Consider the following 15256-nt stretch of genomic DNA (forward strand, 5'->3'; position numbering starts at 1 on the left):
CCTCCCGTTAGCCTCGTCCCGTGCTGCTCGCCTTCGACACCGCCACGCCCCTGGTCAGCGTCGCCCTCCACGACGGGGACGACGTCGTGGTCGAGCTCAGCTCGGACCGGCCGATGAAGCACGGCGAGCAGCTCGCGCCGCTCATCGCCGACGCCCTCGAGCGCGCCGGCATCGTCCGCCAGGACCTCACTGCGATCGCCGTCGGCATCGGCCCCGGCCCCTTCACCGGCCTCCGCGTCGGGCTGGTCACCGCCCGCACCCTCGGCTTCGTCCTCGACATCCCGGTCTACGGCGTGTGCTCGCTCGACGTGCTGGCGGTCGAGGCCGCCGACACCGGTGCGGTCGTCGGCGACTTCGTGGTCGCGACCGACGCCCGGCGCAAGGAGGTCTACCTCGCCCACTACGACGAGGACGGCCGGCGCATCGACGGTCCCGTGGTCGAGCGGCCGGCCGACGTGGCGACCGCGGCTCCGGCCGTGGGCGAGGGCGCCCTGCTCTACCCCGACGCGTTCAGCACCCCGATGGGCCCGACCCGGCCGAGCGCCGGCTGGCTGGCCCGCGTGGTGACCGAGGAGCGCGCCGAGCTGCACGACCCTGAGCCGATGTACCTGCGCCGTCCCGACGCGGTCGCCCCGGGCAAGCCCAAGAGAGTCTCGTGATCCGTCCCGCCGGGCCGCGGGACGTCGAGGCCGTCGCCGAGCTCGAGCGGGACAACCTCGGCGCGGACGCCTGGTCCGAGGGGCTGGTGGCCGAGGGGATCAACGACCGGCTGCCGACCGTCCACTACCTCGTCGCCGAGCTGGACGGCACCCTCGTCGGCCACGCGGTGGCCAGCGTCGTCGCCGACGTCGCGGAGCTGCAGCGGATCGCGGTCGATGCCGGCGTACGACGCACGGGGCTGGCCAGCGAGCTGCTCGACGCGGTCGTGGCCCTGGCGCGCGAGGGCGGTGCGGAGCGGCTGCTGCTGGAGGTGCGCGAGGACAACGCCGGCGCGCTGGCGTTCTACGCCGCCCGCGGCTTCGCCGAGCTGGCACGACGGCCCCGCTACTACGGCGACGGCGCCACCGCCGTGGTCCTCGAGAAGGCTCTCGGACCGGGGCGGTGACGCCGTCACCTGGTGCTGTCGTTCGTGATGGTGCTGGGTGGTGCCGGGTGCCTTACGGCAGGTAGTACGTCGGGTTCGGCAGCTTGATCACGTTGTCGGCGTGCTGACCGATCAGGTCGCTGAACTGGTCACCGAAGTTCGCGATGATGTGGAAGCCGAAGTGGTCCTCGACGTACTTGCGGGTCGACGACTTGTACTCGATGGTCGAGCACTTCGTGGCGTCGGCGTCCTGCGCGCAGTCGACGTAGGCCGGCTGGGTGTCGCCCGTGGCGCTGTTCCACTTCGTGAAGTAGTACTGCGACTTGAACAGCGGGTTGTCGTTGTCGTCGTAGTAGTACTTCGCCAGGTTGTCGAGGGTTGCGACGCGCTGGGCGTTGTTGCGACCCGTGAGCCCGATGATCTTGCAGCCGGCGGCCTTGGCGGCGTTGACGACGGCGGGCATGCCCGGGACGGCCGGGAAGCGACCCTCCTGGACCCAGGTGTTCTGGAGGGTCGGGTCGAAGTTGAAGTGCATCGCCGCGTCCTCCATGTTGTAGGTCCACAACGTGGTGTCGTCGGCGTCGAAGACGACGGCCGGCTTGGTGCCGTGCGCGACTCCGCGGGCGCAGCGGTTGGTGAGCCGCTTCGTCCAGAGGTTCTCGATGTTGGTCAGGTCCGAGATGTACGGCGACGTCTCGGTGTTGGCGATGCCGGCCGGGGCGCCGTAGTAGGTGCGGATCGTGGACTTCACCGAGTCGATGTTCGGGATGTTCTCGCCGCCCACGGTGAGGCCGCTGGAGCCGTCGGGGAGCATGTCGAACTCGGTCTTCGGTGTCATCTGCGCGTCGGTCGCCGGGGCGTCGGCCACGTCGAGGCTCGGCAGGTAGTACGTCGGGTTCGGCAGCTTGACGGAGTTCATCGCGTGGCCGCCCTGGAGGTCGGACCACTGGTCACCGATGTTCAGGACGATGGTCTCGCCCAGGCTCTCGATGTGCTTGCGGGTCGCGGCCTTGTACTCGACCGTCGAGCACTTGACCGGGTCGCTGTCGGCGGCGCAGTTGACGTAGTCGGGCTGCGGGAGCGCGACGCCGCCCGGCTGGGCGGTCCACTTCGTGTAGAAGTTGTCGGCGTTGAACGCGGTGTAGCCGACGTTCGTCAGGTTGGTGAGGGTCGCGGCCTCCTGGTCGTTGGTGCGACCGGTGATGCCGTAGACGTCGTAGCCCTTGGCCTGGACGGCCGCCACGAAGTCGACCATGCCCGGGGTGGCGGGGAACTTGGCCTTCTGCACCCACTCGTCGTTCTGGAGCTTCGGGTCGAAGTTGAAGTGCATCGCCCCGTCCTCCATGTCGTAGGTCCACAGCGTCGTGTCGTCGGCGTCGAAGACGACGGCGAGGTGCGGCGCGGGAGCCGTGGGCATGTTGGCGAGGATGTGGGCCTCGATGGCCTGCATCTCGGTGATGTAGGGCGACGAGGCCCTGTTCGCGATGCCGTTGGCGCTCGGGCTCGACGGGTTGGCGACGCCGTAGTAGGTGCGGATCGTCGACTTGACCGAGTCGATGTTGGGGATGCCCTTGCCGTGAGCGGTCAGACCGCTCGAGCCGTCGGCCGCCATCACGAAGTGCGTGGCGGGCGTCAGGGTCGAGTCGTCCGTCATGGCGCCCGCGGTGGCGGGGAGACCGATGAGGAGGGCGGCGGATGCGGTGGCTGCGAGGGCAGCGCGGGTTCGGGTGTGTCCCGAGAGTCGCATGGAGTTGCTCCGATGGAGGTGGATGCCGACAGAAACGCGCACAACCTAATCCCGATGGGGGCCGTTGGGAACGGATTCGGAGAAGTCGGCACAATGCACCCATGGACGAACCGCTGGTGCTCGGGATCGAGACCTCCTGCGACGAGACCGGCGTGGGCATCGTGCGCGGCCACACCCTGCTCGCCGACGCCGTGGCGAGCAGCGTCGAGGAGCACGCGCGGTTCGGCGGCGTCGTGCCCGAGGTGGCCTCGCGGGCACACCTCGAGGCGATGGTCCCCACGATCGAGCGGGCCTGCGAGACCGCCGGTATCCGGCTGCACGACGTCGACGCGATCGCCGTGACGTCAGGTCCCGGCCTGGCCGGCGCGCTCCTCGTCGGTGTGGCGGCGGCCAAGGCGCTGGCGCTGGGGCTCGGCAAGCCGATCTACGGCGTCAACCACCTCGCCTCGCACGTGGCCGTCGACCAGCTCGAGCACGGCCCGTTGCCCGAGCCCTGCCTGGCGATGCTGGTCAGCGGTGGGCACTCCTCGCTGTTGCGGGTCTCGGACGTGACCGTCGGCGTGCAGCCGATGGGAGCGACGATCGACGACGCGGCCGGTGAGGCCTTCGACAAGGTGGCCCGGCTGCTCGGGCTGCCGTTCCCCGGCGGCCCGCACATCGACCGCTCGGCGCGGTCCGGGTCCTCGGTGGCCATCGACTTCCCGCGCGGGCTGACCTCGCGCCGGGACCTGGAGCGGCACCGCTTCGACTTCTCCTTCTCCGGTCTCAAGACCGCCGTCGCGCGCTGGGTCGAGGCACGCGAGCGGGCGGGGGAACCGGTGCCGGTGGAGGACGTCGCGGCGTCGTTCCAGGAGGCGGTCTGCGACGTGCTGACCCGCAAGGCGATCGACGCCGCGGTCAGCGAGGGGATCGAGGACATCCTGATCGGCGGCGGGGTCGCCGCCAACTCCCGGCTCAGGGCGATGGCCGAGGAGCGCGCGACTGCCCGCGGGATCCGGGTGCGGGTGCCGCGGCCGGGCCTCTGCACTGACAACGGCGCCATGGTGGCCGCGCTGGGCTCGGAGATGGTCGCCCGGGGTCGTACGCCGTCCTCGCTCGACCTGCCCGCCGACTCGTCGATGCCCGTCACCGAGGTGCTGGCGGGCTGAGTCCCGTCGGCTGCCCGCGTCACCATGAAGCGGCGTCGCACGGTCAGGGAGTCGCCGCCAGCACGAACTGCTCGGACGCCGGGACGGGAGTGCCGGCCCGTTCGAGGGAGCCGTCGAGGCCGATCCGGACGAGCACGACCCGGCGGCCGTCGAAGACGCCGGCGAGCAGGTGGCGGTCGTCCTCCCAGGTGACCGGCACGCTGGTCGCCCCGATCCGGTTGAGGATGCCCTCCACGTCGGTGACCGGGTGGCCGGTGGCGGCGTCGTACACCGCCTGGCAGCAGAAGCCACTGCCGTGGTCGACGAGTCCGAGGACGTGCCGGCCGTCGGGGCTGAACCCCTGCAGGACCGTGTGCTCCGCGCGCCACGCCACGGCGCCGGTGTCCGGGTCGACGACCACGGCGGTCGACGTGTCGCCGACGACCTGCCCGGAGACCTGGCCGGTCGTCGGGCTCACGCCACCGGCACTCGCCAGCCCGGGGATCCGCACCGGCGGACGCTGCAGGTCGGTCACGAAGGCGCCCCTGTCGCCGGAGTCGACCGTGAGCACGACGCGCTCGCCCAGCAGGCCGACCACCCGCGCGAACAGGCCGGTGTCCTGGCTGGTCTCGCCGTCACCCATGCCGCTGGCGATGCCGCGCACGACCACGCTGGAGGGGCTGCCGGTGGCCTCCGAGCAGGGGAACCGCACCCACACGGCGTCGAGCTGGTCGGGGCTCAGCACCGGCGACCCCGTGGTGCAGGACGAGGCGATCTCGTGCCCCTGCCCGTCGTACTGGTGCAGCCCCACGGACGCCCCGACCGTGTGGTCATCGGCGACCAGGAAGCCCCCGTGGTACGGCGTGATCGCGGTGATCCCGCCCGCGATCGGCAGCGCGTGCCGGGACCCGTCGGTCCCGATGAAGTCGTGCCCCTCGACGTAGGAGATCCGCGGGGCGGGACCTCGGGCGAGGTCGCGCAGGTCGATCGAGGACGGCACCGGGTGCGTCGGTCCGGGCGCCGGCGACGCCCCGTGGCCGCGCACGAACACCGCCGTCGGCACGGTCACCACCAGCACGGCCGCGGCGGCGAGGACGGTCCGGTTGCGGAGCTGGCGGCGCCGGATTCCCCGCGCGGTGGAGGCGACGTCACCCACCCCCGTCACGTCGTACGACGCGTGGTCGGCGCGGCGGTGGAGCGCCTCGGTGAGCAGCCGCTCGGCGGGGTCGGTCATGACTCCTCCTGTCCGGGGTGCGCGATCTCGGGGTGGTCCGCGAGGCGGGACCGCAGCGCGGCGAGGGCGCGGCTGGCCTGGGACTTCACGGTGCCGACCGAGATGCCGAGGACGTCGGCGGTCTCGGCCTCGGTGAGCTCCTCGTAGTAGCGCAGCACCAGCACGGCCCGCTGCCGCGGCGGCAGGGTGGCGACGAACGCCCACACCTCGGCATGCACGTCGGGGCCGCTGCGCGACGACGCGGGAACGTCCGGCACCTCCGCGGTGACGACCTCGCGCCGCCGCCATGGGCGCCGCCAAGCACTCCGGTGCTCGTTGACCAGGACCCGGCGGGCATAGCCGTCGAGGTGCTCGCGGTCCTCGAGCCGGTCCCAGGCGAGGTAGAGCTTCGCGAGCGAGGTCTGCACGAGGTCCTGCGCGGAGTGCGGGTCGCCGGTGAGCAGGAGCGCGAGCCGCTGGAGGGACGGCTCGCGCGCGACGAGCCACTCCTCGAAGTCGGACCGAGCCGCCACCCTGACCTCCACACCCGCCTACACGCACACCCTGCCCCTACGGTTGCATGGGAAGCCACCGACGAGAGGGAGCACGCATGCAGCAGGTCAAGGCCGTCGTCGCGCGCGGCAAGGGTCAGCCGGTCGAGGTCACCACCATCAACGTGCCGGACCCGGGCCCGGGGGAGGCGCTGGTGAAGGTGCAGGCCTGCGGGGTCTGCCACACCGACCTGCACTACCGCGAGGGCGGCATCAACGACGACTTCCCGTTCCTGCTGGGCCACGAGGCCGCGGGCGTGGTCGAGGCCGTGGGTGACGACGTGACCAGCGTGGCGCCCGGCGACTTCGTGGTCCTCAACTGGCGCGCGGTGTGCGGTGACTGCCGGGCGTGCGACCGGGGTGAGCCGTGGTACTGCTTCGCCACCCACAACGCCACGCAGAAGATGACGCTGGAGGACGGGACGGAGCTCTCGCCGGCCCTGGGCATCGGCGCGTTCGCCGAGAAGACCCTGGTCGCCGCCGGCCAGTGCACCAAGGTCGACCCGTCGGCCCGGGCGGCCGCGGTCGGCCTGCTGGGGTGCGGCGTGATGGCCGGCATCGGCGCCGCGATCAACACCGGCCAGGTGACGCGCGGCAAGTCCGTGGCCGTCATCGGCTGCGGCGGTGTCGGCGTGGCCGCCGTCGCGGGCTCGGCGCTGGCGGGTGCGAGCCCGATCATCGCCGTCGACATCGACCCCAAGAAGCTCGCCAAGGCCACCGAGATGGGCGCGACGCACACCGTCGACTCCTCGACGACCGACCCGGTCGCCGCGATCCAGGAGCTCACCGGCGGCCACGGCGCCGACGTCGTGATCGAGGCCGTGGGCCGTCCCGAGACCTGGAAGCAGGCGTTCTACGCCCGCGACCTGGCCGGCACCGTCGTCCTGGTCGGCGTCCCGACGCCGGACATGACGCTCCCCGACATCCCGCTCATCGACGTCTTCGGCCGCGGCGGGTCGCTGAAGTCCAGCTGGTACGGCGACTGCCTGCCCAGCCGTGACTTCCCGATGCTCGTCGACCTCTACCAGCAGGGCCGGCTCGACCTCGACGCGTTCGTCACCGAGGAGATCGGCATCGACGACGTGGAGGCCGCCTTTGCGCGCATGCACGACGGCGACGTGCTCCGCAGCGTGGTGATCCTCAAGTGACCCGCGTCGACCACGCGGTCGTGTCCGGCACGTTCAGCCTCGACGGGGAGACGCACCAGGTCGACAACAACATCTGGGTGGTCGGCGACGACCGCGAGTGCGTGGTCATCGACGCGCCCCACGACGTCGAGGCGATCATGGACGTGGTCGGCGACCGCACCGTCAAGGCGATCCTGTGCACCCACGCCCACGACGACCACGTGCGCGTCGCGCCGGCGCTGCGCGAGCGGGTCGTCGCGCCGATCATGCTGCACCCCGACGACCGGCCGCTGTGGGAGCTCACGCACACCGACCACCTGTGGGACCTCGACCTCGCCGACGGCTTCGAGCTGACCGTCGGCGGCACCCCGCTCCGGGTGATCCACACGCCGGGCCACGCGCCCGGCGCGGTCTGCTTCCACGCCCCCGAGCTGGGCTGCGTCTTCACCGGCGACACCCTCTTCCAGGGCGGTCCGGGGGCGACCGGGCGGTCCTTCTCCGACGAGGACCTCATCAAGGAGTCGATCCGGGCCCGGCTCTTCGCCCTCCCCGACGACACCGTCGTCCACACCGGGCACGGCGACGACACCACAATTGGGGCCGAGCGCGCGTCGGGACTCTGACACAGTGGGCCCATGTCCGGGTGGGATGACTACTGGACGGCTCTCGCGGAAGGTGATCGCGACCTGGCGATCACCTTCATCCAGCGAGCCCTCGACGAGGGGGCCGCACCGCGCGAGGTGCTCGACGAGTTCGTGCTCGAGGCGCAGCACCGGATCGGCGAGCTCTGGCTCGAGGGCGAGTGGACGGTGGCCCAGGAGCACGAGGCCACGGCGGTCAGCGAGAGCCTCGTGCACTGGCTGGCCTCGGTCACCTCGAGGTCGCCGACCCTCGACGGGCGCGCCCTCCTGGTGTCCTGCCTCCCCGGCGAGCGGCACGCCCTGCCGGCGCTCGTCGTGGCCGAGGGGCTGCGGATGGAGGGCCACCGCGTGCACTACCTCGGCGCCGACCCCGAGCCGTCCTCGCTGCTGAGCGAGGTGCTGGACCTCGGCCCGCGCGCCGTCCTGTTCAGCGGGTCGCTCACGTCGGCCCTCGGCACGCAGAAGTCCATGCTGGTCAGCCTCCGTGCGCTCGGGGTGCCCGTGGTCGTGGGCGGTCAGGCGTTCGGCCTCGACGCCCGCCGGGCGCGCTCGCTCGGGGCCACGGCGTACGCCCCCAGCATCGAGGCCGTCGTCGAGGTGCTCGACCGGCTGCCCGCCCGCCTCCCACGGCTGCCCGACCTCGAGACGGTGCCGGGCGAGGCCGAGGGCGCCTGGCTGGAGGACGCCCGGCCCGAGCTGGCGGCGTACGTCGTCCGGCAGGTACGCCGCCGGGTCGGCGACGAGGGCGGCACCCCGGACTGGTGGACCGACTACGAGAGCAACGTCGACCACCTGGTCGGCTGTCTGGGCGCGGCGCTGGTGACCGGGGACGACACGATCATGCTCGAGGTGCGGGAGTGGATGGCCCGGATGCTCACGCGCCGCGACGCCCCGCCCACGGTCATGGAGCTGACCTGGGACACCCTCGCTGGCCGGGTCCGCGGCCACCCGATGGCCCGGCTGCTGCTGGCCTCGGCATAGAAGCCCTCAGAACGGCCGGACGAGCAGGGCCGTGCCGCTCCCGGCGACCCGGGTGAGCACGACGGTGGCGGTCTCGTCGCCGGAGAGGTCGAGCCGCTTGCGCAGCTGCTCGGGCACGACCTCGACGCCGCGCTTCTTGATGGTCAGGGCGCCGACGTTGCGCTCCCGGAGCGCGGCCCGGAGTGCCTTCTCGCGGTAGGGCAGCTCCTCGAGCACCTCGTAGCCACGGGCGAAGGGCGTGCGCATGGCCTCGTCGGAGGTGACGTAGGCGATGTGGGCGTCGACCAGGCCGCCCTGCACCCCGGCGGCGACCGCGGTGACCAGCCCGGCCCGGATCACGGCGCCGTCGGGCTCGTAGAGGAAGCGACCGACCGGCACCACGCCGGCGCCCGGGTCGTCCTCCTCGGTGAGGGTGGCCAGCCCACCGTCGCCGATGACGGTGGCCCGGCGCTCGGTGGTGGCCAGCCGGCCTGACCAGAGCGCGGCCTCCTTGACCTCGCCGTGGTCGCTGACCCACTCGGCCTCGACCCCGGCGGGGATGATCGCGTGCGGGATGCCGGGCGCGACCTTGACGCAGGCGTCGCGGCGCAGCAGCCCCTCGACGAACGGCCACGGCGGGGTCCAGTCGTCGACGTCGAACGTGCGGCCGCGTCCGGTGCGTCGCGCCGGGTCGGCGAACGCCACGTCGAAGGGGGAGTGGTCGACCCCGGTGGCGTCGGCGACCATGACCGCGCCCGGCAGGTCGAGGGCGGCCAGGTTGGCCTCGGCGACGGCCACGCGCACCGGGTCGAGGTCCACGCCGGCGCAGGTCAGGCCGGCGCGGGCGGACGCGATGAGGTCGCCGCCGATGCCGCAGCCGAGGTCGACGAGGGTCTCCATCTGCGCGGCCTGCAACCGGGCGGAGCGGTGCGTGGCGACCGGCAGCCGGGTCGCCTGCTCGAGGCCGTCCGGCGTGAAGTACATCCGGGCCGCGAGGTCGCCGAACTTCGCCTCCGCCTTCCGACGAAGCCCGACCTGGGTGAGCGCGGCGGCGACGTGCCCCGGATCCGCCGTACGACGGAGCTGGGTCTGGGCGTGCAGGGGGTCGGCCGGGGCGTCGGCGGCGCGGGCGAGCAGCTGCTGGCCGTCGTCGGTCAGCAGCCACCGGAAGTCGTCGAGGTCCACGAGGCGATCCTCGCAGAGCGTTGGGCGAACGTTCAGGTGGGCTTCTCTGGCACTCCGCTGGGGCGAGTGCTAACGTCTGATCTGGCACTCTCGCCATGAGGGTGCCAGTGCTTGCGACGAAGAGCGACCCCCGCGACGGCGCCCTTCCCAGCAGGCCCCAACGTCCGGAGGCGCGTCCCGCGCCTTCACCCAGAGTCAGACAAGTGGAGAAAGTGGAGGTCGACATCGTGTCGGTCAACATCAAGCCCCTCGAGGACCGCCTCGTCGTGAAGCCCCTCGACGCCGAGCAGACCACGGCCTCCGGCCTGGTCATCCCGGACACCGCCAAGGAGAAGCCCCAGGAGGGCGAGGTCCTGGCCATCGGTCCGGGTCGCATCGACGACAACGGCAACCGCGTCCCGCTGGACGTCAACGTCGGCGACAAGGTCATCTACAGCAAGTACGGCGGCACCGAGGTCAAGTACGCCGGCGCCGAGTACCTCATCCTGAGCGCCCGCGACGTCCTCGCCGTCGTTTCCTGATTTCGCCGGGTCGTGCTGCCCACGGTGCGCTCCTGCGCACCCTGGGCGGCACGACCCGAACTCGTTTCTAGAGGAGACCAATGCCCAAGATCCTGGAGTTCGACGAGAACGCCCGCCGCTCGCTCGAGCGCGGCGTGGACAAGCTCGCCAACGCCGTCAAGGTGACGCTCGGCCCCAAGGGCCGCTACGTCGTCCTCGACAAGAAGTGGGGCGCCCCCACGATCACCAACGACGGTGTGACCGTCGCGCGGGAGATCGAGCTGGACGACCCGTTCGAGAACCTCGGTGCGCAGCTCACCAAGGAGGTCGCCACCAAGACCAACGACGTCGCGGGTGACGGCACCACCACCGCCACCGTGCTGGCCCAGGCGATGGTCCACGAGGGCCTGCGCGCCGTGGCTGCCGGCTTCAACCCGATGGGTCTCAAGCGGGGCATGGACGCCGCGGCCGAGGCCGTCGGCGACGCGCTGCGCGAGGCGGCCCGCGAGGTCGAGTCCCGCGAGGACATGGCCTCCGTGGCCACGATCTCCAGCCGCGACAGCGTCATCGGCGACCTGCTCGCCGAGGCCTTCGACAAGGTCGGCAAGGACGGCGTGATCACCGTCGAGGAGTCCAACACCATGGGCACCGAGCTGGAGTTCACCGAGGGCATGCAGTTCGACAAGGGCTACATCTCGGCCTACTTCGTCACCGACCCCGAGCGCATGGAGGCCGTCCTCGACGACCCCTACATCCTGCTGCACCAGGGCAAGATCTCCGCGATCTCCGACCTGCTGCCGCTGCTCGAGAAGGTCATCGCCGCCGGCAAGCCGCTGTTCATCCTCTCCGAGGACGTCGAGGGCGAGGCCCTCTCGACCCTGGTCGTGAACAAGATCCGCGGCACCTTCAACGCGGTCGCCGTCAAGGCCCCCGCGTTCGGTGACCGCCGCAAGGCGATGATGCAGGACATCGCGACCCTGACCGGTGGTCAGGTCATCGCCCCCGAGGTCGGCCTCAAGCTCGACCAGGTCGGTCTCGAGGTGCTGGGCCAGGCCCGTCGCGTCGTGATCACCAAGGACAACACCACGATCATCGACGGCGCCGGTGACGCCGCCGCGGTCGAGGGTCGCGTCAACCAGATCAAGGCCGAGATCGAGAACACCGACTCCGACTGGGACCGCGAGAAGCTCCAGGAGCGCCTCGCGAAGCTGGCCGGCGGCGTGTGCGTGATCAAGGTCGGCGCCGCCACCGAGGTGGAGCTGAAGGAGAAGAAGCACCGCATCGAGGACGCCGTCTCCGCGACGCGCGCCGCGATCGAGGAGGGCATCGTCCCCGGCGGTGGCTCCGCGCTCATCCACGCGGTCTCCGTCCTCGACGGCGACCTCGGCCTCACCGGCGACGAGGCAGCGGGCGTGCGCATCGTGCGCAAGGCCGCCGACGAGCCGCTGCGCTGGATCGCCGAGAACGGCGGTGTCAACGGCTACGTCGTCACCTCCAAGGTCCGCGAGCTCGGCATCGGCAACGGCTACAACGCCGCCACCGAGGAGTACGGCGACCTGGTCGCCCAGGGCGTCCTGGACCCGGTCAAGGTCACCCGCTCCGCGCTGGTCAACGCGACCTCGATCGCGGCCATGCTGCTGACGACCGAGACGCTGATCGTGGAGAAGCCCGAGGAAGAGGACGACGCCCCCGCGGGCGCCGGCCACGGGCACGGCCACGGCCACTGATCCACCCGTCGCGTCCTGACGCGACACAACACCGACCCGTCGTCAGCTGACGACGGGTCGGTGTCATTTCAGGGGTCGGGTCAGGGGGTCAGCTCTCCGACGTGCTGCACCTGGCCGTGGCCGCGGTTGGTCGGGGTGCACCACAGGAACGTGCCGTCCGGTGCCGGACCGCCGTTGCCCCACTTCGCCATCGCGTCGCTGATCCGCAGCAGCCGCCCGGACGCGAGGTCGTAGATGTAGGTCCCCGCCTGGCCGCGTTCGTACGCCGTGATCTCGACGAGGCTGCCGTCGCCGCCGGCCCCGGCCAGCATGCCGTCGATGCTGCTGTCCTGGATCGTGACGACCTGGTCGCCGTCGGTGGTGAGCACCTGGACCCGGTCGTCGCGGACGTCGCCGTAGGTGCCGCAGTACTGGCTGAGCACCACCCGGTCGTCGGTCGCCCCGAAGCCGAGCAGGTTGCACCGGTCGCCGGAGTGCGGGTCGAAGGCGTGCTCCTCGCCGGTCGCGAGGTCGCGCACGTGCACCTGCCCGGCGTCGCCGTTGCTGCGGTCGGTCCACACCATCGAGTGCGGCGTGAAGGCCAGCTCGCCGAAGCGCAGGCCCTCGTCGCGGGCGTCGGAGCCGTCGGTCAGCGAGACCGACCACAGCTCGAAGGAGTCGCCCTGGGCGTCGGCGTCCTCGGCGTCGCCGCCCGCCTGGGTCGGCCAGCCGCCCTCGGGGATCTTGCCCTGCGTGGCGGGCACCCCGACGTAGAGGCGCTCGTCGGGGCCGACCTGGGCCGCTCCGGGGAAGCCCACCGCGGGCAGGCCGGGCCAGGTCAGCTCCGACCACGTGCGCCTGCCGCGGTCGAAGACCCAGGCCGTCAGCGTCGAGGCCTTGCTGCCGGACGGACCCACGAGGATGAGGCGGTCGGACCCGAGCTCGGCCGGCCAGGTCTGGGTCTGGCCGATGCGCAGGTCCGGCAGCCAGTCCTTGGTCCCGGTCGCGGGGTCGAGCAGCGCGAACCGCGGCCGCAGCTGGTCGGACCGCGGCCCGTCGCGGAAGAGGATGAGCCCGTCGTCGGTGACGCCGTCGAAGTACTGCCCGTTGTCGGCGTCGAGGTTGTCGTTGGTGTACGACGCCAGCTCGGTGTAGTCGCGTCCGGCCACGGCCGGGACCGCGTCGGCGAGGCTGGTGGTCGGCGCGTCCGGCAACGGCCGCGAGGCTGGTCCGGTGGCGTGGTCGGTGCCGGGACCGCCGAGCGCCAGCGCGGTCACGAGACCCGCGACGGCGACGGCCGAGACGGCCCCGGAGCCGACCAGGGTCCGCCGGCGGCGTACGCGGGACCGGCCCAGGCGCAGCACCTCGCCGAGGTCGGCGTGGTCCTCGGGGGCGTGCTCGACGTTCTCGCGCAACAGCGTGCGCAGCTCGTTCACCACGGCAGGCTCCTCTCTCCGGCGACCGCGAGCTCGTCGCGGGCCGCCGCCTCGAACATGGACCGGAGACTGGCGAGCGCCCGGGACGTCTGGCTCTTGACCGTGCCCTCGCTGCAGCCGAGGGCGATCGCCGTGGCGTGCACGTCGAGGTCCTCGAAGTAGCGCAGCACCACGCAGGCCCGCTGCCGCTCGGGCAGCCGGGCCAGGGCGGCCATCAGGGCGGCCCGGTCGGCGACCGCGCCCGCCACGTCGTCGGGCGTCGCGCCCTCGTGGTGCTCGGCCACCGGCAGCTCGGTGCTGGACCGGCGCCGGGCCGAGTCCAGGAAGGCGCTGACGACGGCCTTGCGGGCGTAGGCGAGCTCGCCGCCGTTGCGCACCAGCCGCGGCCACGCGACGTACACGCGGACCAGGCCCTCCTGGACGTGGTCCGACGCGCGGTCCCAGTCGCCGCACAACAGGTAGGCCGTCCGGCGCAGCCGGGCCCGCGAGGCGGCCGCGAACTCCGTGAACGCCTCGTCCCCGGCCTCGTCCCTGCGCCTCATCAGCGGTTCTTCCCCCGAGTCTCCATGTCCCTCTGAACGAGGTCAGTCGGCGATCGGTTGCACGCGATCCCGGAGCAGCGAGACCCGGAACGGCCGCAGCTCGCCGGTGACCACCCCGCGCGCGATGGCGGGGTCGGACTCCATGATGGCGCGGGCCGCGTCCTCGTCCGGGGCCTCGAAGACCGTGATGCCGGTGTTGGTCGGACCCAGCGTCGGGCCGGCCAGCACCAGCACGCCGTCGGCGAGCAGCTGCTGGAGGTGGCTGAAGTGGTCGCCGAACACCTCGCCCTCCTGCTCGGTCATCGTCTCGGCGAAGTCGGTCCGCGGAGGGTGCAGGAAGTAGATCCACTCGGCCATCCGGCCATTGTTCCACCGCCGAAACACCGCGGACCCGATCCGGCAACACGTCCGGGTCAGGCTCGCTGGGTCGACCGGCGACCGGCGCCGGCGCGTCTCGAGGGGGAGATCACCCATGCTGTGGCGAGTCCGCACCACCCTGCCCGACCGACCGGGCGCCCTGGCCGTGCTCGCGCAGAGCTGCGGCGCCGCGGGCGTCAACATCCTGGGCCTGCAGATCTTCCCCGGCATCGAGACGGTGACCGACGAGCTCGTGCTGCGCGTGCCGGACGCCTGGGGGCTGCCGGAGATCGCCGAGCTGATCGAGGCCTCCGGCGGGCAGTCGGTGAGTGCCTCGCCGTGCACCGAGGCGGCCCTGACCGACCAGCCGACCCGCTACGTGCAGGCCGCCCGCCAGATCCTCGCCCAGCCCGCGTCCTTCCCCGAGATCGTCGCCCTGCTCTTCGACGCCGAGGCGGACCCGGTCGAGGGCACGCTCACCCCGGTCCAGGACGTCATGGACATGACGGTGGGGGAGGTCCAGGTCCAGGTGCGCCGTACGGCGCCCTTCACCGCGACCGAGCACGCCCGCGGCGCCTCGATGGCCGACCTGGTCAGCGACGTGCTGGCCCGCGGCCGCGAGTCCGCGCTGGCCCCGACCCTGGGCCGCCGGGTCGGCGCCGGCGCCACTCCGGAGTACGTCGTGGAGGGCGACGCCGTCTCGGCCCTCATCGACGGCACGCCGGTCGGCCTGGCCGTCGTGCGGCCGCCCGTCGAGGACCCCGAGGTGCGGCCCGTGACGCTGCGCGTCGACCCCGCCTGGCAGCGCCGCGGCATCGGGACCCGCCTGCTCGTGGAGGCGGCACGGCTCGCGAACACGATGGGGGCCTCGGAGATCGTGCTGACCACCCGCGCCGACAACCAGGCGGTGCTGCCGATGGTGCTCGCGGCGGGCCTCCGCGGCCGGATCCGGATGGCCGCCGACGTGCTGACCGTGCGGGTGCCCGTGAGGGAGCTGCGCCCGGTCCGGCGCTGAGCGCGCCGATCGCGGGCTTCGTGCTCATGGCGGCTCCCTGAGCTGCGGGGGTGCCCCGTAGGATC

16 protein-coding genes are annotated in these 15256 nt (G+C 72.3%); 9 read left to right on the top strand and 7 right to left on the bottom strand.

Translation table 11 applies throughout. The features are described from left to right. The first annotated feature begins 20 nt into the window (after positions 1 to 20). Both tsaB and rimI read left to right on the top strand, forming a co-directional pair. On the top strand, positions 21 to 659 hold the full coding sequence (tsaB, locus tag FB382_RS02070; RefSeq protein WP_182536360.1) for a tRNA (adenosine(37)-N6)-threonylcarbamoyltransferase complex dimerization subunit type 1 TsaB: 639 nt from the start codon (positions 21 to 23) through the stop codon (positions 657 to 659). Further along, a complete protein-coding gene (gene rimI, locus FB382_RS02075) occupies positions 656 to 1105 on the top strand; it encodes a ribosomal protein S18-alanine N-acetyltransferase (protein ID WP_182536362.1) in 450 nt (149 codons plus the stop codon). Before tsaB ends, rimI begins: the two co-directional genes overlap by 4 nt. Before the next feature lie 52 nt (positions 1106 to 1157). Here the strand turns inward: rimI and FB382_RS02080 are convergent, their stop codons facing one another. Continuing rightward, positions 1158 to 2738 (bottom strand): HAD family acid phosphatase, encoded by a 1581-nt coding sequence (locus FB382_RS02080; protein WP_220481227.1) that lies wholly within the window; start codon positions 2736 to 2738, stop codon positions 1158 to 1160. 194 nt (positions 2739 to 2932) lie between these two features. Between FB382_RS02080 and tsaD the strand changes: the two genes are divergently transcribed. After that, positions 2933 to 3979, top strand: a complete 1047-nt coding sequence (gene tsaD / locus FB382_RS02085; RefSeq protein WP_182536366.1) for a tRNA (adenosine(37)-N6)-threonylcarbamoyltransferase complex transferase subunit TsaD — start codon at positions 2933 to 2935, stop codon at positions 3977 to 3979. Between the two features lie 43 nt (positions 3980 to 4022). Here the strand turns inward: tsaD and FB382_RS02090 are convergent, their stop codons facing one another. Then, positions 4023 to 5192 (bottom strand): hypothetical protein, encoded by a 1170-nt coding sequence (locus FB382_RS02090; RefSeq protein WP_182536368.1) that lies wholly within the window; start codon positions 5190 to 5192, stop codon positions 4023 to 4025. Beyond that, on the bottom strand, positions 5189 to 5704 hold the full coding sequence (locus tag FB382_RS02095) for a SigE family RNA polymerase sigma factor (protein WP_182536370.1): 516 nt from the start codon (positions 5702 to 5704) through the stop codon (positions 5189 to 5191). The genes FB382_RS02090 and FB382_RS02095 overlap by 4 nt, the downstream gene beginning before the upstream one ends. 77 nt (positions 5705 to 5781) lie before the next feature. Between FB382_RS02095 and FB382_RS02100 the strand changes: the two genes are divergently transcribed. From FB382_RS02100 to FB382_RS02110, 3 genes are read left to right on the top strand one after another with little or no spacing between them, the layout of a single operon-like run. Then, the gene (locus FB382_RS02100) at positions 5782 to 6870 is read left to right on the top strand and encodes an S-(hydroxymethyl)mycothiol dehydrogenase (RefSeq protein ID WP_125039022.1); all 1089 of its coding nucleotides are present in this window, start codon (positions 5782 to 5784) and stop codon (positions 6868 to 6870) included. Then, on the top strand, positions 6867 to 7472 hold the full coding sequence (locus FB382_RS02105; RefSeq protein WP_182536372.1) for an MBL fold metallo-hydrolase: 606 nt from the start codon (positions 6867 to 6869) through the stop codon (positions 7470 to 7472). The genes FB382_RS02100 and FB382_RS02105 overlap by 4 nt, the downstream gene beginning before the upstream one ends. A gap of 12 nt (positions 7473 to 7484) precedes the next feature. Beyond that, a complete protein-coding gene (locus tag FB382_RS02110) occupies positions 7485 to 8471 on the top strand; it encodes a cobalamin B12-binding domain-containing protein (protein ID WP_182536374.1) in 987 nt (328 codons plus the stop codon). A gap of 6 nt (positions 8472 to 8477) precedes the next feature. Here the strand turns inward: FB382_RS02110 and FB382_RS02115 are convergent, their stop codons facing one another. Then, positions 8478 to 9635: a THUMP-like domain-containing protein gene (locus FB382_RS02115; protein WP_182536376.1), complete on the bottom strand. Its 1158-nt coding sequence runs from the start codon at positions 9633 to 9635 to the stop codon at positions 8478 to 8480. 227 nt (positions 9636 to 9862) lie between these two features. Here FB382_RS02115 and groES point away from each other — a divergent pair, with 227 nt between their 5' ends. After that, positions 9863 to 10156: a co-chaperone GroES gene (gene groES, locus FB382_RS02120; RefSeq protein WP_125039210.1), complete on the top strand. Its 294-nt coding sequence runs from the start codon at positions 9863 to 9865 to the stop codon at positions 10154 to 10156. An 80-nt stretch (positions 10157 to 10236) separates the two neighbouring features. Then, the gene (gene groL, locus FB382_RS02125) at positions 10237 to 11862 is read left to right on the top strand and encodes a chaperonin GroEL (protein ID WP_182536378.1); all 1626 of its coding nucleotides are present in this window, start codon (positions 10237 to 10239) and stop codon (positions 11860 to 11862) included. Between the two features lie 80 nt (positions 11863 to 11942). On the opposite strand, the gene FB382_RS02130 is transcribed toward groL, so the two are convergent. The 3 genes from FB382_RS02130 to FB382_RS02140 are packed head-to-tail and all read right to left on the bottom strand — an operon-like array spanning position 11943 to position 14176. Then, a complete protein-coding gene (locus FB382_RS02130) occupies positions 11943 to 13280 on the bottom strand; it encodes a hypothetical protein (protein WP_182536381.1) in 1338 nt (445 codons plus the stop codon). After that, positions 13274 to 13819, bottom strand: a complete 546-nt coding sequence (locus tag FB382_RS02135; protein ID WP_182536383.1) for a SigE family RNA polymerase sigma factor — start codon at positions 13817 to 13819, stop codon at positions 13274 to 13276. The genes FB382_RS02130 and FB382_RS02135 overlap by 7 nt, the downstream gene beginning before the upstream one ends. A gap of 42 nt (positions 13820 to 13861) precedes the next feature. Beyond that, entirely contained in the window at positions 13862 to 14176 is a 315-nt protein-coding gene (locus tag FB382_RS02140; protein WP_182536385.1) for a YciI family protein, read from the bottom strand. A 115-nt stretch (positions 14177 to 14291) separates the two neighbouring features. Here FB382_RS02140 and FB382_RS02145 point away from each other — a divergent pair, with 115 nt between their 5' ends. Next, entirely contained in the window at positions 14292 to 15191 is a 900-nt protein-coding gene (locus tag FB382_RS02145; protein ID WP_182536387.1) for a GNAT family N-acetyltransferase, read from the top strand. The last annotated feature ends 65 nt before the right edge of the window (positions 15192 to 15256 follow it).

Origin of the sequence: Nocardioides ginsengisegetis, from assembly GCF_014138045.1 — a bacterium.
Lineage (GTDB): Bacteria > Actinomycetota > Actinomycetes > Propionibacteriales > Nocardioidaceae > Nocardioides > Nocardioides ginsengisegetis.

Excerpts from the sequence above, each read along its gene's own strand:
- groL (WP_182536378.1), top strand. The coding sequence starts at position 10,237 with ATGCCCAAGATCCTGGAGTTCGACGAGAACGCCCGCCGCTCGCTCGAG.
- FB382_RS02140 (WP_182536385.1), bottom strand. The coding sequence starts at position 14,176 with ATGGCCGAGTGGATCTACTTCCTGCACCCTCCGCGGACCGACTTCGCC.
- FB382_RS02110 (WP_182536374.1), top strand. The coding sequence starts at position 7,485 with ATGTCCGGGTGGGATGACTACTGGACGGCTCTCGCGGAAGGTGATCGC.
- FB382_RS02080 (WP_220481227.1), bottom strand. The coding sequence starts at position 2,738 with ATGACGGACGACTCGACCCTGACGCCCGCCACGCACTTCGTGATGGCG.
- FB382_RS02090 (WP_182536368.1), bottom strand. The coding sequence starts at position 5,192 with ATGACCGACCCCGCCGAGCGGCTGCTCACCGAGGCGCTCCACCGCCGC.
- FB382_RS02100 (WP_125039022.1), top strand. The coding sequence starts at position 5,782 with ATGCAGCAGGTCAAGGCCGTCGTCGCGCGCGGCAAGGGTCAGCCGGTC.
- FB382_RS02145 (WP_182536387.1), top strand. The coding sequence starts at position 14,292 with ATGCTGTGGCGAGTCCGCACCACCCTGCCCGACCGACCGGGCGCCCTG.
- tsaD (WP_182536366.1), top strand. The coding sequence starts at position 2,933 with ATGGACGAACCGCTGGTGCTCGGGATCGAGACCTCCTGCGACGAGACC.
- FB382_RS02135 (WP_182536383.1), bottom strand. The coding sequence starts at position 13,819 with ATGAGGCGCAGGGACGAGGCCGGGGACGAGGCGTTCACGGAGTTCGCG.